The following is a 21,518-nucleotide window of genomic DNA, read 5'->3' on the forward strand; positions in this document are numbered from 1 at the left end:
GCAAGGAGAACACCATGACTGCACCCATCGAGTCAGACATCGACATTTGGGACGACGACATCCTCGTAGACCCCTATCCCAGCTACGCTGCGCTCCGCGAGCAGGCTTCCGTGGTCCGCCTTCCTCAGAACGATCTCTACGTCCTGACGCGCTACGACGCCATCCGCAATGCGCTCGGCGATCCGGAGGCCTTCTCGTCCACCAGCATCGGATTCAACCCCATGGTGAACGAGGCACTTCAGGGCACCTCCCTGGCCTCCGACCCGCCGATCCACACGCAGCTCCGCGCCACGCTGTCGCAGAACCTCACCCCGCGGGCCCTCCGCGGGCTCAAAGTCGTCATCGACGAAAAGGCGGACAAACTCGTCGCCGAACTGGCCGCGAGCGGTAGCTTCGAGGCAATCGATGCCCTGGCCCGGGCATTCCCGATCGAAATCGTCGCCGACCTCATTGGCTTCAGCGGTCATGTCAAGGAGAACATGCTGCGCTGGGGCCAGGCAGCGATGCAGGTCATAGGTCCGTTGAACCAGCGCACCCAGGAGAGCTTCCCGATCGCCGGCGAACTCTACGGTTGGTGCTCATCGGTTACCGCGGACGACCTTACTCCCGGCTCCATCGGCCGCGGCATCTTCGACGCCGAGACCCGCGGGGACATTCCGGCGGGCTCCGCGGGCCACATCATCCACCAGTACCTGGGAGCCGGCGTCGACACGACCATCGCCTCCATTGGCAACATCGTCGCGCTCTTCGGCCACCACCCCGATCAGTTCGAACTGGTGCGGGCGAACCCGGACCTGGTTCCCGCGGCCTTCGCCGAAGTGCTGCGCTATTGGGCGCCGGTCCACATTTGGGGGCGCAAGGCTACCCGCGACGTGGAGGTCGATGGAGTCACCATTCCTTCAGGCGCCCAAGTGGGCATCCTCTTCGGCGCCGGCAACAGGGATCCTCGCCACTACGCGAACCCCGACACCTTCGATGTGAAACGCAACCCCGTGGACCACCTCTCGTTCGGTTACGGACCGCATGGCTGCGCCGGCCAGGGACTCGCGAAACTCGAGGCGCATGCGATCATCGAAGCGCTTGCCCGCAGGGTGAAATCCCTGACCCTCTCCGATGGGGTCCGCGGGCCAAGCAATATTACGCGGAGCTTCGAGGCGCTCCAGGTTGAAAGAGTGGTGGCGGCATGAGGATCGAACTGGACCGTCCGCGGTGCGAAGGCCACGGCCTGTGCGAAGAGGCCGCGCCCACGCTGATGCACCTGGATCTCGACGGCGAATTGGTCATCGATGTGCCGGTCGTGGAGGGGGCCGGGCTTGATGCCGCGAAGGCGGCGGTCAGGGTTTGCCCGGTCGCGGCGCTCCGATTGGCTGCGGCATGACCATGCGCAGGATCGTCGTGGTCGGCAACGGCATCGCCGGGCTCACAGCCTGCGACTCGCTGCGCGCGGCGGGCTTCGATGGCGAATTGACCGTGATAGGCGCCGAGCGCCATCAACCGTACAGCCGTCCGGCCCTGTCGAAGGCCCTGCTGCACGGTACAGAAGGGAACGGAATTGACGCTCTCCAGGCGCACGAACTTCCCGAGCCGGGCCACGGGGCGATCGAACTGCTGGGCGTGAGCGCCAAGGGACTGGACGTCGACGCACGGCTGGTCCGTCTCGATGGAGGCGATGCACTGCCGTACGACGGCCTCGTCATCGCCTCCGGTTCCCGGGCGAAGCGACTCGCGGCGGGAGCGGACGGTCATGGCTCCACCCGGGAACTCACGCTGCGCACCATCGACGATGCGATCATGCTCAAGGAACGCCTTGCATCGCGTCCCTCGGTAGTCGTGATCGGCGGTGGGCCACTCGGAATGGAGGTCGCCTCGGGATGCTTGCACCTTGGCTGCGACGTCACGCTTGTCGCCGACGCCAAGCCCCTAACGCGCCAGCTTGGCGACCACCTGGCGGAGGTGTTCACCTCCGCTGCCATCCGGCGTGGAGTGCGCGTGGTTGCCGGCGGGAAAGCCCGCCTGATGGACTCCGACGACGGAGCGCGGGTTGCGCTGGCCGACGGCACCGAGCTTTCGGCGGATCTGGTGGTCACCGCCATCGGCGACGAGCCGAACACCGGCTGGTTGGCTGGCACGCCACTCCTCGTCGATGGAGGGCTGCGGGTGGACTCCCGTGGCAGGCTCCGGCCGGATATCGTCGCCGCCGGAGACGTCGCGTACTTCCCGAGCAGCCGCGGGGTACGGCGAGTGCCCTTATGGACGAGTGCCATCGACCAGGCCAAGGCTGCCGCCGTCGGACTGCTCAAGGGCGACGCGGCGCCACGGTTTACCTTCCAGCCATACTTCTGGACGGAGGCCTTCGGCTTGTCGCTCAAGTCAATCGGCTTCACGCCGGTGGCCGGCGCACCGGACTATTGCGAGCCGGGGGAGGGCCGCGACTCGATGCTCCTGCGCTGGACGAACAAGGACGGTTCCGGGACAGCGGCGGCGATCAACTATCGGATCCCGGTCCCGAAATTGCGTCGCCTGGCCGACGCCGGCCCCTAACGGAACCAGCGGTGGCGCCTCAACCCAGACGCTCGCTCACATATACGCCCAAATTCCCGGACCCCGGCTCAGATAAACCGCCAGATTCCAAGACCCTCGCTCACTTATATCGCCAAATTCCAGGAGGCGGGACCATCTTTACGGCATGTCAGGCCGCTTGGCGACGTGCATCCTTTGTTCTTCCTCCGCACAATTGCCGCACACCACGGTTAGGATTGAGCCATGTCGTCGTTGCGAGAAGCCCAGAAGCAGCTGACCCGCGACATGATCGTGGAACGGGCGCTGGAGCTCTTCACCGAGAAGGGCTACGCTGCCACGACGATCGACGAGATCGCCGCTGCTGCAGGCACCACCCGCGTGACTTTTTACGCTTACTACCCCTCGCGAAGTGACCTGATGCGGGACTTCATGGCGCGCGTCAACGCCGTGCTCGACCGCGCCGACGGCCCCGACAAGGCGTCTACCGCCGTCGAACTCGTCGACGTGGTACGGGAGGGCAAGCTACCGGGCATCCTTGGCTGGCTCGAGTCGCGTGCTGCGCTCTGGCCGGTCTTCCGTCCGTACCTCGATGTGCTGGACGAAGCCGCTGCAGTCGATCGCGAAGTGCGGACCCTGGTGGATGGATGGCATCAGGAAGTGATTTCCGACATCGTCCGTGGCATGCAGCTGGCGGGGCGCTTCCCCGAAGAAACGCACCACATCCGCGGAACACTCGCCTTCACCCAGTTGGACTACGTCGCGACGCTCTGGACGCGCCGCAAGCTCGAACCACACCGCGACCACGCGCTCGAAGTCCTCGCCGACAGCTGGTACCACTTGCTCTGCGATGAAGGATAATCAAGCTCTACGCAGCTGCTCAGCTGGTCTTTGCGCTTCACAGGAGTAGCGTTTGCCTTGGCTGAGGATAGGGGTCCACATGAGCTACAAGTATCGAACCGTCCGCGTTCGCGGCACCGAGTTGGTAGGAACCATCGCCCGGAAACACGGCAGCGCGCCGGAGATCTACGAAACCTCGAAGGACGCCAACACATCGGTTGTTCCCGTGTACTTCCAGGCGACCGGCGAGATCCGATTCTTTGACAGGTCAGTCCTGGAAGACGTCGTGACGCCGGCCAGCTGATAGCAGCACTTGCGCGCCTCGGACACAGGCGAGAGACGTTTTACTTCAGAGGTCCTGCGACTTGTGGTCATCGGCGGCAGCTTTTGTGGCCCACACTTGGCAAGTGCGTACTTTTGGCGTTGAAGAAGAATTCCTGATCGTAGATCCCCAGAACGGCAGTCCCGTGCCCCTCGCCGGCGATATCTTGCGCCTTCACGGCGCCGGCCTCCAGGGCGTGGCTCCTCCTGTCGGCCCGACGCTGGCGATCGAGCTTCAGCAGGAGCAAGTCGAAGTCATCACCTCGCCGCACAGCAGGCTGAGTGGGCTCGCCGCCGAAATACGGGCCGGACGTTCGTACGCCGATTCGCTCGCCCGGAAGGCGGGGGCCCGAATTGCCGCTCTCGCGACGTCGCCGCTGGCGGTCACGCCGCATGCGACAAACACTGAGCGCTACGACGCCCTCCTGGAAAAGTTCGCCTTGACGGCCAGAGAGCAGCTGACCTGCGGATATCACGTCCATGTTTCCGTCGACTCGGATGAGGAAGGCGTCGCAGTGCTGGACCGGATCAGGTCATGGCTCCCGGTGCTGACTGCCCTGAGTTCGAATTCACCGTTCTGGAACGGGACCGACAGCGGTTATGCCAGTTTCCGGACCCAAGCCTGGAACCGATGGTCCAGCGCCGGTCCCACCGATGTCTTCGGATCAGCCGCGGCTTATCACTCCTTGGTGGCGGACCTGTCGGGTACCGGGGTGGTCATGAGCCCGGACTTTGATGCAAGGCTTTCCGTTCGGCACCCTACAGTCGAGATCCGTGTGTCGGATGTTTGCCTTGATGCCCGCGATTCCGTCCTGATTGCGGCCTTGGTGCGTGCTTTGGTGGAGACTGCCGCCAGGGAATGGCAGTCCGGCCAACTGCCGGACATGGTTTCTGCCACGGTCCTGCGCCAGGCCACGTGGCGGTCGAGCCGTTTCGGCCTGCACGGAGAGTTGCTCGACCCGATAACCCACAAGCCCGCTACGGCAGCGCATGTCCTCGGTGCTCTCCTCGCCCACGTCCGCGATGCCCTCGAAGAGACCGGGGACGCACTCTACGCCACGGACGGTTTGCAGAGGATCTTCAGCCAGGGCACGGGAGCCGCCCGGCAACGGCAGGCCTACGAACGCACCGGCAGCTTCGCCGGAGTCGTCGCATACGCAACAGGCGTTACCCACCTCGACCCCGCTGATCACCAGCACAACGGCGAACCGTACCTCGCTTCTGAAGCAGGGACTGCCACGCTCGTTGCGGGCTAGCTGGTCGTGCCCCGTTAGGGTGAGGCATGAGCGATAAGGGAAAGACCTGGCACGAAAGCCACAAGGAATCACTGACGAAGGGTCAACGCGCCGCGGATGTCATGCGCAACGGGATGGGGAGTTGGCCGTTCGTCGGCGGTTTTGTCGGGTTCATGATTCTCTGGGCGGCCATCAACAGCTGGGCGTTGGCGAACAACTCGTGGGATCCATATCCCTACATTTTGTTGAATCTCTTCCTCTCGATGCTGGCAGGGCTGCAGGGAGCCATCCTCCTCATCGCCGCCAAGCGCCAGGATGCGATTGCCGCGGTGATGTCCCGGCACGATCATGACACCAACGTGAAATCCAAAGAGGAAATCGACCTGCTCATGGCCATCAACAGCCAGCAACTGGAGATCCTTAGGGAACTTCAGGAACTGGCAGCCGCAGGGAACATCAGGATCGACACAAGCGCAGGCAAGAGCTTGGAACGTTCTTAATGCACGATGGCTAAAGGCACGACGGCGGGGCATCCGCGCCGGAACCACCAGGAAGGAACTCCATGACTGAAAGCAATGACTCGCCGAACAATCCCAAAATGTCAACGATCTGGTCTGACGGCCTGGGCCGCGCCGGGATCCGTTCGGCACAGATGCTCCTGGTCATCATCTTTGTTTCGGTGATTGTGTGGGCGATGACCAGGGTGCCGCTCGTCATGATCCCGGTCACCATCGCGCTCATTCTTGCCTCCGCGATCTCACCTCTGGTGCGTTGGCTGACTGACCACCGATGGCCACGTGCCCTTGCTGTCGCAGCATCGTTCGTGGGGATCCTTGCAGTTTTCGGCGGGGTCATCACCGGAATCGTCTTCCTTATCAGGGCGCAATCCAAGGAACTTGCCGTGAAATTCACTGCCGGTATCGACCAACTGCACCAGTTCCTGAACAACGGGCCCTTCCGAGTCAGCGACTCGCAACTCCGCTCCGTAGCCGATTCCATCCAGCGCTTCTTCACGAGCAGCAGCTTCGGTGCCGAAGCGCTGACCGGCGCCCGTACTGTCGGTGAAATCCTGGCCGGCCTGGTTCTCATGGTGGTGATCTTGTTCTTCTTCCTCAAGGACGGCGAGAGGATCAGGACGTTCCTGTTCGGATTCCTTCCGGCGGCCCATCGCGGAAAGGCGCACCTGGCTGCGGAAAGAAGCGCCACCGTGCTGGGAGGCTATGTCCGGGGCACAGCCCTGATCGCAGCAGTGAACGGCCTGATCATCGGGACCGTCCTGGCTATCCTCGGTGTCCCGCTCGCCCTGCCCCTGGGCGTTTTTGTGTTCATCGGCGGGTTCATTCCCATCATTGGTTCCACCGCGGCAGGTACCCTCGCCGTAGGTGTCGCCCTGATCTCGAACGGTCCGGTGACCTCGCTCATCGTCCTCGCTGTTCTTGTGGCGGCCAACCAGCTAGAGCACCATTTCCTCCAACCCGTCCTGATGGGCAAGGTCCTGAGCATTCATGGACTGGCCATTTTGCTGGCATTGGCCATCGGCACGATGCTCGCAGGGATTATCGGTGCCTTGTTGGCAGTGCCCACCGCAGCTGTTGCCTGGACCGCCATCAAGACGTGGTCGGGGCGCGGTGAAGCGGCCGGCATCGAGTCCGGCGATGGAACCGTGGCCTGAACAGAACCCAGGGCCAAATGCTACGGTTGCGCGAGGAGTTCGTCGTGTAACTGCTGCAGGTGGGACGGTTGTTCTGCCAGTGCCCTCGTGGTCGGCGGAGGAGCAGGTGCCTGAACGCCCGCGAGGGGGTCGTCGGTGCGGGGGACGGCGAGGCTCAAGGCCGCGCCGACGTCGGGCGCCGCTGCATCCCGGTGGGTGAGGGGCGGCAGATTCCATCGATGTTCGACGGTCGCCAGGATGCTGGTGTGATCAAGCGGGACAGGACCTGGAGCCCGGAAGACGGTGCCGCCCGGGATGAGCGGACTGATCAATACCGTCGGCACCCGCACCCCGAACCGGGTGAAATCGAAGCCGAATTCCCCTGGGATGTTGTCCGGCGGCGTCGCGCCCCAGGCCGGAGCCACGTGGTCGTAGCAGCCGCCGTGTTCGTCATACGTGACGATGAACAGGGTGGAGTCCCACGCCGGCCCGTCGTGGACGGCGCGATAAGCGTCGAGCAGGAACTGCTCGCCGAGCGCGACGTTGTAGTTGGGGTGTTCGCTGTTGCCCGTCGAGGACCAGGAAGGCTCAAGGAACGCGTACGCGGGCAGCTTGCCGGCCGCAGCGTCGGCTTGGAAGTCCGTAAACAGGCCAATGTTCGACGCCGGAGCGTGCCGGGTGTCGTCGAAGTCGAGTTTCGTCAAGGGCGACGCGGTTTCGCCATAGATCTTCCACGGAATCCCGTGGTTGCCCAGGTGCCCGAAGATGCTCGGTACGGTGAACCGCTTGGCCTTGTCATCAAGGTTGCCCTGGCTGGTGCCGGCACAGGCGAAGGCCCGGTTGGGCATCGTCATGGTGGGAGCTGACGCGAACCACGCGTCGCAGACGGCGAATCCCTTAGCCATTGCCGACAACACGGGCAGGGTCTCCGGAGTGAAGCAGCCCATGATCATGTGCTCCGTTGTTCCCGGCACCACATGCCAGCCCTTGGCCAGGTTGTCCTTGATGGCGCCGGCATAGTTGCTCACAAAGCCGGTCATGGACGGAACCGTCCCCGCTTTCGGCGCGGCGGCGGTGCCATAGAGCTGTTCGTTCGTTGCCTGGTATCCCTCTCCGGGGTCGGCGCCCGGCATGAAGTAGACGTCAGGAGTGGAGGGGAGCAAGCGATAGACGCCCACTTGACTGCCATCGGTTCCGGGGCAGGACTCCGTGCCGGTCAAGCCCTCGAACGGGTCGCCCGCGGGGGAAACATTGCCGGAATCGGCATAGAGGTATCCGAGCATGTGATCGAATGAGCGGTTTTCAAGCATCAAGACGACAATGTGCTCGACGGCGTTGAGACCGGTTGCCGCCACGGTGACCATCCCCTTCGGAAAGAGTTCCTGTGCGTGCTGAACAGTCTCCCACGCCGCCGTCCTGGCGGATATGCCTTCGGTTCGGCGGTGTTCAGCCGGGAACGTTCGCCATGACGCGTTCACCATTGAAGTATTCGAGCCGCCACCCGTCAATGGCATGGTGGTGGGCAAGGTTGAGCACGGCATTGTCGATGCTGTCCAGGGTGCGGCCGACCGCGCGGCCGAGGCTCAGACGGAGCAATGTCCCATGGGCGACAACAAGCACGCGTCCGCCGCGGAACTCTTCGGCCAGGGCTTCCAGCGCGGCCAAGCCGCGGGACGCTGCTTCCTCCTCGCTTTCCGCCCCGCGGAAGCCTCCGGGAATGCGCAGTGCTTCCAGTTCTGGTCCTGCGCGCAGGCCCTCGGCAGGCCCGAAGCGGCGCTCGGTGAGCTCAGGTATGTGGCGGTCCACGCTCAGCCCCAGCCCTGCAGCAATCAGCGCGGCGGTTTCCGCGGCCCGGCTCAGGGGGGACGACACGACGGCGTCCCACTCGTCACCGGAGAGGACAGCGACGGCGTCGCGCGCCTGGCCGCGGCCGACCCCGTTCAGCGGGATGTCGGTGGATCCCTGCAGCCGGCGCTGGGCATTCCAGTCTGTCTGGCCGTGGCGGACGAGGGCAAACGTAGTCTGGGGCATGCTGTCCATTCTGCCTTGAGTCCTTCGACGTGGCTCCAAGCCGGAATCCGGGATTCCACCGAAGATCTCTCGGTTAACCGCCTATAACTCTTTCATTAACCAGCTGTTCATAATATTGTGCGTGTGGGGACTGAGGGGCAGCTCGTACCCACGCCAATCTGGACAAATATCAAGGGGGAGTTGTGTCCAACAGCCAGCAGTCGCCTGACGAGCCACACGACGTATCGCAAGGTGATACTCAAGAGTCGTATACGGACGCCGCGGCGCCCAAGGATGGTTCCTTCGACCCCGTGGGGTTAAGCCGGGTTCCCAGGCCCACCGTCGGGGTCTGGCGGAACCGGGATTTCTGGCCGTAGGGAACATGCCGCGTACAAGTGAACGTGGCATGAAGGTTCGGTCAATAGGCATCGTAAACCCGTAAAACCGGCCCGGGCGACGGCCCGGTCTTTATACGGTGGACGCATGAATGACTCCCTTAAGCACCGCACTGCCCTCACCGGCGGACTGGTCGTGGCCGTCGTGTCGGCGCTCCTCAGCCCCGTGAGCCCAGCCCAGGCGGATGATGGCCGGATTGGTGACAACGGCACGGATCAGAGTTCGCACCTCAACCTTGGCGCCGCGGACCTTCCCGAGAGCCGGACGGTGACGACCCTCGCCCCAGGCGTTACGTTGACCAAAATCAGCCGCGGCGGAGCGGACTCTTCGCTTTTCTGGACGGCCGAAGTGGCCATCCCCGCGGATTCGCCGGATCCGGATGCTCCGGCGTCGGCGCTCTCAAGCCAGGACACCGCCCAGCGCACGGCGGACAAGCTCAAGGCTGGCGGCGTCGATGCCCGCGTTGAACATGTCCAGTCTCCGCAGCTTGCCGACGCCGGAGGCGATCTGGGTTACCGGGTCCGTGCCGGCCACCTTGCCGCGCAGGCCGACGGCGCGGCCCTCGTCGCGCAGATCAAGGCCGCCGGTTTCGCCTCCTCCGTGATCTACACCGGGTGGGACGGCGACGCCGGGACCAGCACCACGACGCGCGGACCGTGGAACCTTGACGTCATCACGGTCGACCCGGGGAAGTACCAAGGCCAGCTCGCCGCCTCGTTCGGCCCGGATCTTGAGAAGCGGGAGACGACCAGCCAGCTGGCATCGGACGCCCACGCCCTCGCGGCTGTCAACGCGGGCTTCTTCGTCTTCGACCCGAAGGCCGGCGCCGAAGGTGACCCCGCCGGCGTCGGTGTGTACAGAGGGAGGGTTCTCAGCGAAGCCGTGGCGGACCGTCCGGCCTTCGTCATTGACGGAAAGAAGAATTCCATCAGCATCCAGCGGCTGACCTGGGCGGGGAAGGTCTCCGCCCCTTCCGGGGAAGCCGCTCTGGACGGCATCGACCGGGTACCCGGCCTGATCCGCAACTGCGGGGGCGTCAACGACCTGCCTACCTCAGGCCCGCTCCAGGACGTGACCTGCACGAACTCCAACGAGCTCGTCACCTTCACTCCGGAGTTCGGTCCGACCACGCCTGCCGGTCCAGGCCTTGAAGTGATGGTAGACAGCCATGACACCGTTACCTCCATCGCCGATACCCGTGGCGCGGCCGTCCCTGCGGGCGGACACACCATCCAGGCCACCGGAACCGACGTCGCACGGCTCCGCGCCCTCGCTCCTGTAGGCGCGAAGCTGAGGATCGACGCCGGACTGCTCGGCCAGGACGGGAAACCCTTGCACACGAACAAGGCCACGAGCGTGGTCAACGGCGGCCCGCTGCTGGTCAAGGACGGCAGTGAAGACGTGACGGTGCGGCATGACGGCATGGTGCACCCCAACGATGGAAACAGCTTCTACTACGGGTGGGTCCACAAGCGGAACCCCCGGACCTTCGCCGGGACCGACGCCCAGGGCAGGACCATGCTTGTAACCGCGGATGGACGATCGACTGCCTCGCTGGGACTGAGCCTGAAGGAAGAGGCGGACGTCGCACTCTCGCTCGGCATGGTCCAGGCCATGAACCTCGATGGCGGAGGTTCAACAACAGCGGTTGCCCAAGGGAAGGTCCAGAACAGCCCGTCCGGCGGATCGGAACGTGCCATCGGGGACGCGCTGCTGGTGCTTCCGGGTCGCAAGGACGGACAGTAGGGCTCCCGCGCTAGATCCAGTCCCGCTTCTTGAAGGCCAGGTACAGGAAGATCGAACCGCCGGCCATGAGTGCACTGGATAGCCAGAGACCGTAATCGTTCTGGAAGCCGAAGAACGGCACGTTCTGCCCGAAGAAGCCTGTCACTGCTGTGGGGACGGCGATGATCGCGGCCCAGCTGGTGACCTTCTTCATGACCAGGTTCATCTGGTTCCCCTGGATGCTGATGTGGGTCTCCAGGATGGTGGTGACCAGGTCGCGGAGCGACTCCGTCCATTCCGAGGCACGCAGCACATGGTCGTAAACGTCCTGCAGGAAGGGCTGCATCGCCGGGCTGCAGCCGACCAGGTCCTCCCGCCGGAGGAGGGTGTTGAGGACTTCACGCATGGGCAGGACGATGCGGCGGAGCCGGACGAGGTTTTTGCGGAGTTCGAAGGTCTTCCGCTGCAGGTCGTGGTCAGGGGAGTGGTCCTCGAAGAGCGACTCCTCGAGGGCGTCGATGTAGCCATCGAGCTCCTGGACGGCATCGAAATGTCCGTCGACGATCATGTCCAACAGGCCCCAGAAGAGGAATGGCACCCCGTGCTGCGCCAGGTCGGGTTCGGCGTCCCAGTGCGCCGTCAGCTTGTCGGTGTCGAACTCGGGCCCGTGCACAGTCACGAGGGCGTTGTGGGTCACGAATGCCGAGAGCTCGACGACGGCCAGTTCGCCGGTGCCGGGCTGCAGCGCCGCCTGGTAGGCCGAGAGGAACAGATGGTTCGGGTACCGGTCCAGTTTGGGCCGCTGGAAGTCGTGGACGGCATCCTCGACGGCGAGGCGGTGGAGCCCATATACCGTTTCGACGCCGAGCAGGTCATCCGCCGTCGGGTCCGTGTAGTCGATCCACAGCACCACGTCATCCTGGCGGGCCAGGGCTTCGATTTCGTGGGCGCGGACGTCGTCGCGTTCGAGTTTGCCTTCGCGGTATAGCCGTATGAACACCATCCGCCCCATGGTACGGGACGAGAATCCGTGCTTCCTGAGTGGTGAGGTTTCCCGGCGGGGACGTGCCTTGCCGGACTTCCGTCCCTACAATTTAAGTGCGGCCTCACGGTGTCCTGCCGCGGGCCGCCGACTAAGGAGAGCCATCATGGGTTGGGGTGAGAGGATCCATCACGCTGCCGGGAAGCTCCATGGCAAGGCCACGGAAGCGGCCGGCGAGGCCACCGGCAATGACCGGCTGAAGGCTGAGGGCAAGTCCCGTCAGGTCCGGGCCGATCTGAAGCTGGCAGGCGAAAAGATCAAAGGCGCCTTCAGGAAGCACTAGTCTTCCGACGTCGACAGCAGGGCGCGGGCCATGCGGCCCGCGCCCGCATCTGCATTGTGGCCTCATTCCACTACTGGACGGGGTTCCCGCCGCCCGCCATGATGAATGAAGGCGCGGGGGCTGGATCGTCAACCGCAGTTTTGCGAGTGGTACCCGCAGTGGAGGCGCGGTGACATGGCACGTAAATCGGTCCCGGCGGAGCAGTCGGATTCAGTGGATTCCTTTGAGCCCAGCGAAGATTTCCTGGCCGAATACTTTGCCCAGGTGCCCCCGGAGGATCTGCGGAGCTACGGTTCCGAGACGCTCCGCGCGCGGGCTGCGCACCATCTGAAAGTGTCGTCCCCGCGCCCGCCCGGGCAGGCCGTCGTCGGGATCCTGACCGAATTGGATGCGAGCGTCATTGCCGTGGTGGCAGAGGACATCCCGTATCTTGTCCACTCCGTCACGGCGGAGCTCACCCGCGGCGACACGCCGATCACCCTGCTTGTTCATCGTAGCTTTCGGGTGCTTCGCGACCCGGTGAGCCGCGAGCTGCTGGACGTCCGGCTTGGAACGTCCGTGGAAGGCGAAGCCCCACCGGAGGCCGGGGAAACAGAGGTCTGGATTGCTGTGGAGATCGGCCGGCTGCCGGACGCGGCGGCCGTCAGTGAACTGACGGAAAACCTGCGAAGAGTGCTGGATGATGTTCGGGTTGCCGCCGAAGACGCGGCCGCCATCCGCGGCAAGGTCGCGGAAGCGGTAGCCTCCGTGGACGGATTCCCGCGCGACGTGGTGCCGCCCCCTGAACAGCTCAGTGAGCTGCTTCTTTGGCTCGACGACGGAAACTTCCTGTTCCTTGGTTACGCCGAAGAAGAACACACGACGGCGGGCGGCCAGGAAGGTCTCTCCGAACGGCAAGGCTCCGGGCTGGGTCTGTTGAGGCGGCCGCCAAGGGACGCCGGCGGAGGCGACTGGCCCGGCTTACCCAACATCCGCGGGTCCCAAGCCCTCGCCCTTTCCACCTCGGAAGTGCGGTCCACAGTCCTGAGGCGGTCCTACCTGGACGAAGTGCGCGTGCCGATGTTCGATACCGCCGGCCAGGTCACAGGCGAACGGCGCTTCTTGGGGTTGTTCACGTCCGGCGCCGCGCACCAGTCGGTCCTGCGGATTCCGGTCATCCGCGAGAAAGTCCAGGCAGTCAGCGTGGACCTGGGGTTTCCGCCCCGGTCGCACCAGGCCACGGACTTGACGGCTGTCCTGGAGACCTTTCCGAGGGACGAGCTGTTCCACATCGAGGCGGCTGAGCTCGCGGGCCTCGCGGACGAAATCCTTCATGCCGAGGTGCTGCAGCGGATCCGCGTATTCCTTCGTCCGGACAGCCATGGACGGTTCGTGTCCGCCCTCGTCCTCTTCCCGCGCCGCCGCTACAGCACGGCGGTCCGACTATTGATGCAAGAAGAACTCAAGAGGTCGTTCGAGGCGGACTCTGTCGACTTCGAGGTCCGACTGACCGGGTCAGCCATGGCCCGGGTGTTCTTCCGGATCCATGTGGGCGCGGCGGCGCGGGACGTCCGGGCGGGCGGCTCCGACGTCGTCGACGCCTCCCGGCTGGAGCGGCGACTCATAGCTGCCACGCGTTCATGGTCGGACGCGCTCGAGGACGCAATCCGCGACCGCTTCCCGGCGGCGGAATCCGCAAGGCTCGCCGGGCTTTGGCCGGACGCCTTTCCGCCTGGTTATCGCGCGGTCCACGAGGCGGAGGCCGCCGTCGGGGACATCATCAATTTCGAGACGTTCGACCTGGACGGCGCGGGCGGCAGGCCATACGGGGATCCGTTGCTCACCGTATATGTCAGGAAGGACGCGCCGACCACGCTCGTTGAGGACGCCCGGATCCGCCTTTACCTGACACGGCCCAGGAGCCTCACGCAGATCCTGCCCTTCCTGCACAACTTCGGGCTTGAAGTGCTGGACCAGCGGCCATTCGAGCTTCGGCGGAGTGGCCGGGAGCTGTTTCTCTACGACCTCGGCGTGAAGTATCCCGGCGGCGTTGACCCTGAGGAAACCAGCGGACTGCTCGCGGATGCCTTCGCGGCCGCCATGCGGGGGGACATCGAATCCGACCGGATCGACGCCCTCGTCATCCGGGAACGGTTTGCGTGGCGGCAGGCCGTCATCCTGAGAGGCTACGCGAAGTACCTCCAGCAGTTGGGGACCACCAACTCGTACGGATTCATCGCCGAGACGCTCGTCGCCAACGTCCGGGCGACCCGCGCCCTCCTGGCGCTGTTCCACGCGAAGTTCGATCCCGGGCTGGACGAAGCCGACCGCGACAGGGACACCGCAGACGCGAAGAGGGAATTGTTGGCCGCGATCGATGACATCCCGGTCCTCGACGCAGACCGTCTGCTGCGCACATTCATGAACCTCGTGGAAGCCACAACGCGGACCAACTACTTCCTGGACAAGGCCCACTTGAGCTTCAAACTCAATCCGGCCGCGATCGCCGGTGCGCCGTTTCCACGGCCGAAGTTCGAGATCTGGGTGTACTCGCCGCGGGTGGAAGGCGTTCACTTGCGATTCGGGACGTTGGCACGCGGGGGTTTGCGGTGGTCTGACCGAAGCGAGGATTTCCGGACAGAGGTACTGGGACTGGTCAAGGCACAAAACGTGAAGAACTCCGTCATTGTGCCCACAGGGGCAAAAGGAGGCTTCTATCCCAAACGGTTGCCGGACCCCGGCGCGGACCGCGAAGCCTGGCTCACTGAAGGCCTGGATTGCTACCGAATCTTCGTCAAGGGCCTTCTGGACCTCACGGACAATCTGCTCACCACAGACCGGGGAGAGTCAGTGGTGCCACCGGCCGGCGTGGTACGCCATGACGGCGATGATTACTACTTGGTGGTTGCAGCGGACAAGGGAACAGCGTCATTTTCGGACGCAGCCAATTCGGTCGCCCAGGAGTACGGTTTTTGGCTCGGCGACGCGTTCGCGTCCGGGGGATCCGTGGGATACGACCACAAGCAGATGGGCATCACGGCCCGTGGGGCGTGGGAATCCGCGAAGAACCATTTCAGCGAGCTCGGCATGGATTCACAGACCGGGGGCTTCACCGTGGGCGGCATCGGCGACATGAGCGGCGACGTGTTCGGTAACGCGATGCTGCTCTCGCCGCACATCCGTCTGGTGGCGGCCTTCGACCATCGGGACATCTTCCTTGACCCGGACCCCGATGCGGCAGCTTCCTTCGAAGAACGCAAGCGTCTCTTCCGTCTTCCGCGTTCGTCCTGGGCCGACTACGATCCTTCGCTGATCAGCGCCGGCGGGGGCGTCCACTCCCGCCGGTCCAAGGCCATCGGGATCACCGAGCAGGTCCGGACTGCCCTCGGCCTGGAGCCGGGGACGTCCTCGCTGCCGCCCCACGCGCTGATGCAGGCGATTCTCCGGGCACCCGTGGACCTGCTCTACAACGGCGGCATCGGAACCTACGTCAAAGCCTCCACGGAAAGCCAGACAGACGTCGGAGACAAGGCCAACGACGCCATCAGGGTCAATGGCAACGAGCTGAGGGCCCGGATCGTGGCGGAAGGCGGGAACCTGGGCTTCACGCAGCGCGGCCGGATAGAGGCAGCCCTCGCCGGCGTCCTCCTCAACACCGATGCGATCGACAATTCCGCCGGTGTGGACTGCTCGGACCACGAGGTCAACATCAAGATCTTCGTTGACCGGATGATTGCTGCGCGGAAGATTGGCCCCGACGAACGGGCAGGCTTCCTGCATTCCCTGACCGACGATGTAAGCCGCCTGGTCCTGGCAAACAACGTTGACCAGAACGTCCTCCTCTTCAACGACCGGCACCTGGCGCTCGAGTTGAATCCCGGCTTTGAGCGGATCATGGACTGGCTGGAAAGCGCAGCGGACCTGGACCGCGGCCTCGAGGCCCTGCCGAGCACGGAACAACTCCAGGACAGGCTAAGGGCCGGCACCGGATTGACCTCGCCGGAGCTGTCGGTGCTGGCAGCGTACGCGAAGATCGAGCTGGCCAGGGAGCTCACCGCGAGCGACCTCGCCGATGATCCTTGGTTCAAGCGGGTCCTTCGTGGCTACTTTCCACGCCAATTGTCCGAGCGCTTTGACGCTGAGCTGGACTCCCACCCCCTGCGTCGGCAGATCATCTGCACGGTGGTGGCCAACGACATGATCAACCTTGGAGGGATCACCTTCGCTTTCCGCGCCATCGAGGAAACCACGGCCGCCGCCGCGGCCGTGGCGAAGGCCTTCGTGGTTGTTCGCGAGGCTTATGGGCTGCAGCGCTTCGTGGACAGGGTCGCCAGCCTGCCTCCCGGGTTTCCCGGCGAACACAGAGCCGCGGTTGCCCTTCCACTGCGCAGGCTCCTCGACCGCGCAACCCGGTGGTACGTGACACACGATCACCGGGACCAAACCATCGACGAAGCCCTGCGGAGGATCGGGCCGACCCTGGACCTGCTGCGGACCCGGACCACCGAATTTCTCCGCGGCTCGGACCTTGACCGCGCGGAGCAGAGGTTAACGCATTGGAACGACGCCGGGATGCCGGGTGATCTGGGGCGGCGGGCCTCCGATTTGTTGGAGAGCTTCTCCCTCCTGGACATCTCGCTCGTGGCGGAGCAGGTGGAGGAGCCACTCACCACGATCGCCGACATGTACCACACGGTCATTCATTGGATCGGCGTGGGAACGCTGTTGCTGCGCATCACTGACCTGCCAAGGCAGAGCCGGTGGGAAGCCTTGGCTCGTGCGGCCTTGCGCGACGACGCCTATTCCGCCGTCGTCGACATCACCGTTTCCGTCATGCGGGCCACCCGGGCAAGCGGCGACTCCGGCGCCTCCGCCGTGGACCGCATTGTGGAGTGGGAGAGCGGACGCCAAGAGCAACTGGGGAGGATCAAGGACACCTTCGTGGAGGTCACCAAACCCGGGCAGGTGGACCTCGCGTCGATCTCCGTGGCCCTGAAACTCCTGCGCACGCTGGCGAAGCGCTAGGAGGCTCCTTTGAATACACTGCCAGCGGAACGACTTCGCACATGACGTTTTTGGGGTAGGCAATGCGAATCCTCTAAGGTTGGTGCGCGATGGCAGCTTTAAATGAAACGCCCGATCAATCGGGGCCCGCGCCGCGTGGGCCCGTCTTCGTCGACGCATCAGGCCGGCGCCTGCGCAGGCTCAAGCTGATTGGGCTCGGAGCCCTCGGGCTCGTGGCAGGGTATGTGCTCCTCCTTCTCGTTGCGTTCATGGGAGGGCCTAACGTTGCCGCGCCATACCTGCCCCTACCGACCGCAGCCAAGCCCCCGGCGCCTGATCCGGTTGCCCCAGTGGCCCGGGATCTTCCGTCATCCCCACCAGCACCGCCTTCTGCCGGAGCCGGGCTCCCAACCGGGGGTGCTCGGTTGCCTGCCCCTTTGGCGCCGACGACGCTTGAGGCTCTGGTGACTTCGCCGTCGTCCGTGCCCGTGCCCGTGGCACCAGCGCCTACCGGTGCGACCACGCAGCAGGCTGCCCGTTTCGCCCCGATTACCACTCCCGCGCCCGTCACGTCGCCGACGAGCCCGGACAAGAGCGGGACGGCTCCGGGCCAGGCCACGAGACCGTTCACGCCTACGCACCCGTGAGTGCGCGCCGCTTAAGCAAGCGCAATGCTCCGGTCAGCGTCAAGGCACACTGGTTCATCCTTGTGGCTGTCCTGTTGGCGCTGGCTGCTGCCCTCGTCGTGCAGGGGTACATGCATCACCTGGCAGGGATCGGCGATGACTCCGTCGCTGCCGGCGGGTCTGCCGGGTCTGTCCCGGACGCGGTCTCGCACGGCGGCCCGGTGGTCGATTCCCGCGGCGGGACCGTCCGTACGGTCAGTCCACCGGACCGCACACTCGCCTTGACCTTTGACGACGGTCCGGACCCGGTGTGGACGCCCCGGATTCTCGACGTTCTCCGCAAGCACCATGTCCATGCCACGTTTTTCGTGGTCGGTTCGGCCGCCATCGACAATCCAGACCTTGTGCGCCGCATCCTGGCGGACGGTAACGAGATCGGCGTGCACACGTTGACTCATGCGGACCTGGGAAGCGCCCCGGCGTGGCGCCAGCAGCTTGAAGTGCAGGGCGACCAGCAGGTCATCGCCGGAATCACGGGCCGCGCGGCAACGCTCCTGCGGCCGCCGTACAGCTCCGAGAACGACGCCGTCAGGGACGGCACCTGGACGGCAATGCGCGCGGCCGCCAATCAGGGCTACCTCACGGTCCTCACTACCCGGGACAGCGAGGACTGGCAGCGGCCCGGCGTCGCGACGATCGAGAAGAATCTCACGCCCTCAGGCCCGCAGGGCCAGGTGCTCCTCATGCACGACGGCGGTGGAGACAGGGAACAGACGGTCGCCGCCCTCGACTCCGTCCTCACGAAGTTCGCGGATCAAGGGTTCCGGGTCACGACCGCGGGAGACGCCGTCGGAATCGCGAGCATGCGCGATGCCTCCGCGGGGGAGCAGGCCAGCGGATCCGCGTTGATATGGGGAATCCGGCTCAGCGACTTCTTCATCACCGCCATCTCGTGGGCGCTCGTTGCGGCCGGAGTGGTGACGGTGGTCCGGGCCGTCCTCGTGGTGGTGTTCGCGGCGCGCCACCGGAGAGCGGCGCGACGCTCGGTAGCGGCCGGCCGCAGTCGGCGCCGGGTGGACGTGCCGGTCCGGCCTGAGGTTATCGAGCCGGTCAGCGTCATCGTTCCCGCGTACAACGAGGCGGCCGGCATCGAAGCCGCAGTCCGATCGATCTTCGCCTCGAGCCATCCGGTGGAGATCATCGTGGTTGACGACGGGTCGACCGACGATACCGCGGACATCGTGGAAAGGCTCGGCCTGCCGGGCGTCACACTGATCCGGAAAGAGAACGGCGGCAAACCGTCGGCCTTGAATGCCGGGCTTGCCGCCGCCAGCCACGAACTTGTGGTCATGGTCGACGGCGACACCGTCTTCGAGCCGGAAACGGTCCACGCCCTCATTCAGCCTTTCGCCGACCCTCGGGTGGGCGCAATTTCCGGTAATACCAAAGTCGCCAACCGCGGAGGGATCCTCGGCGCCTGGCAGCACATCGAATACGTTGTCGGCTTCAACCTGGACCGCAGGCTGTTCGACATCGCCGAGTGCATGCCGACCGTCCCCGGGGCGATTGGCGCCTTCCGCCGCGATGCACTCTTCCGGGTGGGCGGAGTCAGTGACGACACGCTTGCCGAGGACACGGACCTGACCATGTCGCTGTGCCGCGACGGCTGGCGCGTCGTGTACCAAGACGATGCCAGGGCCTGGACCGAAGCACCCGCAAGCCTCGGGGCGCTGTGGAAACAGCGGTACCGATGGTGCTACGGCACGCTTCAGGCGATGTGGAAGCACCGTGGCGCGGTTCTGCAGGGCGGCGCGGCCGGCAAGCTCGGCCGACGCGGGCTTGGCTACCTGCTCGTCCTGCAGGTCCTGCTGCCGTTGTTCGCACCGGTAGTGGATGTCTTTGCCATCTACGGCCTGATCTTCCTTGATCCGGTCCGGATCGCGGCGCTCTGGCTTGCCTTCCTCCTGGTTCAATTCCTCATGGCGGCCTATGCGTTCCGGCTCGACAATGAGTCGCTTCGCCCACTGTGGACCCTTCCGCTTCAGCAGTTCGTCTATAGGCAGCTCATGTACCTCGTCGTCATCCAGTCGGTAGTCACGGCCTTGGCGGGCGTGCACCTGCGATGGCATCGGATGGAGAGGTATGGAAGCCTGCGCGTGCCGCCGACCGCATAAAGCGGTAACCTCCTAGCCCTTCGCGCGCAGCTCCCGCCGAAGGATCTTCCCCGACGCCGACTTCGGAATCACCTCGACGAACTCGACCGATCGCACGCGCTTGAACGGCGCCACGTGACCGGCGACAAACTCCATGACGTCCCCGTCCCCGAGCTCGGCTCCCGCCTGCCTGACGACGAACGCCTTCGGTACCTCTTCGCCGTCGTCCGCGTGGATGCCGATGACCGCGGCGTCCGCGATACGCGGGTGGGTGAGCAGGAGGGCTTCGAGCTCAGCGGGCGCGATCTGGTAGCCCTTGTACTTGATCAGCTCCTTGAGCCGGTCGACGATCGTCACGATGCCGTCAGCCGTGACGGTCGCGATGTCGCCCGTGCGGAGGAATCCATCCGGGTCGATCGTCGCAGCGGTCGCGTCGGGCCGGTTCAGGTAGCCGAGCATGACCTGCGGGCCGCGGACGAGGAGCTGTCCCGGGGCGCTCGGTCCCTCGGCCGGGACGTCGATCTCCTCGTCAGTGGCGGGATCGAGGAGCTTGCACTCCGTGTTCGGCACGGTGTAGCCCACTGAGTCGAGGGGGATGCGTTCGGCGCCGTCACGCGGAATGGCATGGGATACAGGGCTCAGCTCGGTCATCCCGTAGCCCTGGAGCATCGTGCAGCCGAGCCTCTTCGCGACGGCGTGCCCCAGCTCGCCGTCGAGGGGCGCCGCTCCCGAAAGCACCGCGCGGACGGAGGAAAGATCGTATTGGTCCACCAGCGGATGCTTCGCCAGTGCGACGGCGATGGGCGGCGCGATGAAAAGGTAGGTACAGCGATGGTCCTGTGCGATGCGGAGGAATTCGGCGAGGTCGAACTTCGGCATCGTGACGAGCCTGGCCCGCTCGCCGAGAGCGAGATTAAGCAGCACCGTCAGCCCGTAGATATGGAAGAAAGGCAGGACGGCAAGCAACACGTCGTCGGGAGTCACCCGGAAGAAGGCGCTCGACTGGGCGACGTTCGCCACGAGGTTGTACTGGCTCAACAGGACGCCTTTCGGCGTGCCGCTCGTGCCGGACGAGTAGGGCACGACGGCGGCGGCGTGCGGATCGACGCTGAGCGTCGGCGCGGGAAGGCCGGCTTCCAGCACGTCCGCGAGCGAGGGATGCCCCGCGGCAGTGGTGACGTCGCCGCCGTCGAGCACCACGAGCCGTTCCGCGGGAATGCCTGCAGCCAGCGCCGCGGCCTGCGCACGCTCGAGGAACGGCGAGATGGTGAAGAGCCAGGAGGCGCCCGCGTCGCTGAGCTGGCTGCCTACTTCATCGGCGGTATACAGCGCGTTGACCGTGGTGACGGCGGCGCCCGCACGGAGGACACCGTGGAAGACGACGGCGAACGCCGGCACGTTGGGGCAGAAAAGGCCCACGGTGGTCCCGGGGCCGGCCCCGTGGCTTGCGAGCCAGCCTGCGGTGGCATCGATTCGGCTGACGAGTTGCCGGTAGCTCATTTCCGCACCGGATGTGCCGTCCACAAGTGCAATCCGGTCAAGGTCCTCGTCGCTCAGCCCACCGAACAGGTACTCATAAATGGTGACTTCGGGGATCTCTACATCAGCGTACGGGCTGGTGAACATGGCGGCTCCTTCGACGCACGACGCCGGGAGTCGCCGTCGTGCGTCCATTACACCCGGCGGTGCGGGGCCCGGACAAGGCCTGCCGCGGCCGGATGCCCCTTCAGCGGAAG

The 21,518-nt window shown here is 65.1% G+C and carries 16 protein-coding genes; 12 read left to right on the forward strand and 4 right to left on the reverse strand.

What is annotated here, in order from left to right; genetic code table 11:
- Positions 1-14 precede the first annotated feature (14 nt).
- From OIT41_RS09920 to OIT41_RS09955, 8 genes are all read left to right on the forward strand, one after another.
- The gene (locus OIT41_RS09920; protein WP_264637899.1) at positions 15-1,187 is read left to right on the forward strand and encodes a cytochrome P450; all 1,173 of its coding nucleotides are present in this window, start codon (positions 15-17) and stop codon (positions 1,185-1,187) included.
- Complete coding sequence (locus OIT41_RS09925; RefSeq protein ID WP_241708636.1) at positions 1,184-1,378, forward strand: ferredoxin; 195 nt, start codon at positions 1,184-1,186, stop codon at positions 1,376-1,378. Before OIT41_RS09920 ends, OIT41_RS09925 begins: the two co-directional genes overlap by 4 nt.
- Entirely contained in the window at positions 1,375-2,541 is a 1,167-nt protein-coding gene (locus tag OIT41_RS09930; protein ID WP_264637900.1) for an NAD(P)/FAD-dependent oxidoreductase, read from the forward strand. The genes OIT41_RS09925 and OIT41_RS09930 overlap by 4 nt, the downstream gene beginning before the upstream one ends.
- A 222-nt stretch (positions 2,542-2,763) precedes the next feature.
- Positions 2,764-3,378, forward strand: a complete 615-nt coding sequence (locus OIT41_RS09935) for a TetR/AcrR family transcriptional regulator (protein ID WP_241708632.1) — start codon at positions 2,764-2,766, stop codon at positions 3,376-3,378.
- Between the two features lie 79 nt (positions 3,379-3,457).
- Positions 3,458-3,661 (forward strand): hypothetical protein, encoded by a 204-nt coding sequence (locus tag OIT41_RS09940; RefSeq protein ID WP_078105172.1) that lies wholly within the window; start codon positions 3,458-3,460, stop codon positions 3,659-3,661.
- A gap of 103 nt (positions 3,662-3,764) precedes the next feature.
- The gene (locus OIT41_RS09945; protein ID WP_264637901.1) at positions 3,765-4,934 is read left to right on the forward strand and encodes a glutamate--cysteine ligase; all 1,170 of its coding nucleotides are present in this window, start codon (positions 3,765-3,767) and stop codon (positions 4,932-4,934) included.
- Positions 4,935-4,960: 26 nt separating this feature from the next.
- Positions 4,961-5,413: a DUF1003 domain-containing protein gene (locus OIT41_RS09950; protein WP_264637902.1), complete on the forward strand. Its 453-nt coding sequence runs from the start codon at positions 4,961-4,963 to the stop codon at positions 5,411-5,413.
- A 62-nt stretch (positions 5,414-5,475) separates the two neighbouring features.
- Positions 5,476-6,585 (forward strand): AI-2E family transporter, encoded by a 1,110-nt coding sequence (locus OIT41_RS09955; RefSeq protein ID WP_264637903.1) that lies wholly within the window; start codon positions 5,476-5,478, stop codon positions 6,583-6,585.
- Between the two features lie 20 nt (positions 6,586-6,605).
- On the opposite strand, the gene OIT41_RS09960 is transcribed toward OIT41_RS09955, so the two are convergent.
- Positions 6,606-8,045: an alkaline phosphatase family protein gene (locus tag OIT41_RS09960; RefSeq protein WP_264637904.1), complete on the reverse strand. Its 1,440-nt coding sequence runs from the start codon at positions 8,043-8,045 to the stop codon at positions 6,606-6,608.
- Positions 8,011-8,595, reverse strand: a complete 585-nt coding sequence (locus tag OIT41_RS09965; RefSeq protein ID WP_241708624.1) for a histidine phosphatase family protein — start codon at positions 8,593-8,595, stop codon at positions 8,011-8,013. The genes OIT41_RS09960 and OIT41_RS09965 overlap by 35 nt, the downstream gene beginning before the upstream one ends.
- A gap of 462 nt (positions 8,596-9,057) precedes the next feature.
- Between OIT41_RS09965 and OIT41_RS09970 the strand changes: the two genes are divergently transcribed.
- Positions 9,058-10,716 carry a phosphodiester glycosidase family protein gene (locus OIT41_RS09970; protein ID WP_264636363.1) on the forward strand — a complete coding sequence of 553 codons (1,659 nt, stop codon included), beginning with the start codon at positions 9,058-9,060 and terminating at the stop codon, positions 10,714-10,716.
- 10 nt (positions 10,717-10,726) lie between these two features.
- Here the strand turns inward: OIT41_RS09970 and OIT41_RS09975 are convergent, their stop codons facing one another.
- Complete coding sequence (locus tag OIT41_RS09975; RefSeq protein ID WP_264636364.1) at positions 10,727-11,698, reverse strand: magnesium transporter CorA family protein; 972 nt, start codon at positions 11,696-11,698, stop codon at positions 10,727-10,729.
- Positions 11,699-11,843: 145 nt separating this feature from the next.
- Here OIT41_RS09975 and OIT41_RS09980 point away from each other — a divergent pair, with 145 nt between their 5' ends.
- From OIT41_RS09980 to OIT41_RS09990, 3 genes are all read left to right on the forward strand, one after another.
- Positions 11,844-12,020, forward strand: coding sequence for a CsbD family protein (locus OIT41_RS09980; protein ID WP_241708619.1), 177 nt, complete (start codon positions 11,844-11,846; stop codon positions 12,018-12,020).
- A 174-nt stretch (positions 12,021-12,194) separates the two neighbouring features.
- Positions 12,195-17,024 carry an NAD-glutamate dehydrogenase gene (locus OIT41_RS09985; protein ID WP_264636365.1) on the forward strand — a complete coding sequence of 1,610 codons (4,830 nt, stop codon included), beginning with the start codon at positions 12,195-12,197 and terminating at the stop codon, positions 17,022-17,024.
- Between the two features lie 622 nt (positions 17,025-17,646).
- Positions 17,647-19,803, forward strand: a complete 2,157-nt coding sequence (locus OIT41_RS09990) for a bifunctional polysaccharide deacetylase/glycosyltransferase family 2 protein (RefSeq protein WP_264636366.1) — start codon at positions 17,647-17,649, stop codon at positions 19,801-19,803.
- A gap of 12 nt (positions 19,804-19,815) precedes the next feature.
- On the opposite strand, the gene OIT41_RS09995 is transcribed toward OIT41_RS09990, so the two are convergent.
- The gene (locus OIT41_RS09995; protein ID WP_264636367.1) at positions 19,816-21,408 is read right to left on the reverse strand and encodes an AMP-binding protein; all 1,593 of its coding nucleotides are present in this window, start codon (positions 21,406-21,408) and stop codon (positions 19,816-19,818) included.
- Positions 21,409-21,518 lie beyond the last annotated feature (110 nt).

The sequence above is a fragment of the Arthrobacter sp. YA7-1 genome (assembly GCF_025960325.1).
Taxonomy (GTDB): Bacteria; Actinomycetota; Actinomycetes; order Actinomycetales; family Micrococcaceae; genus Arthrobacter; species Arthrobacter bambusae_A.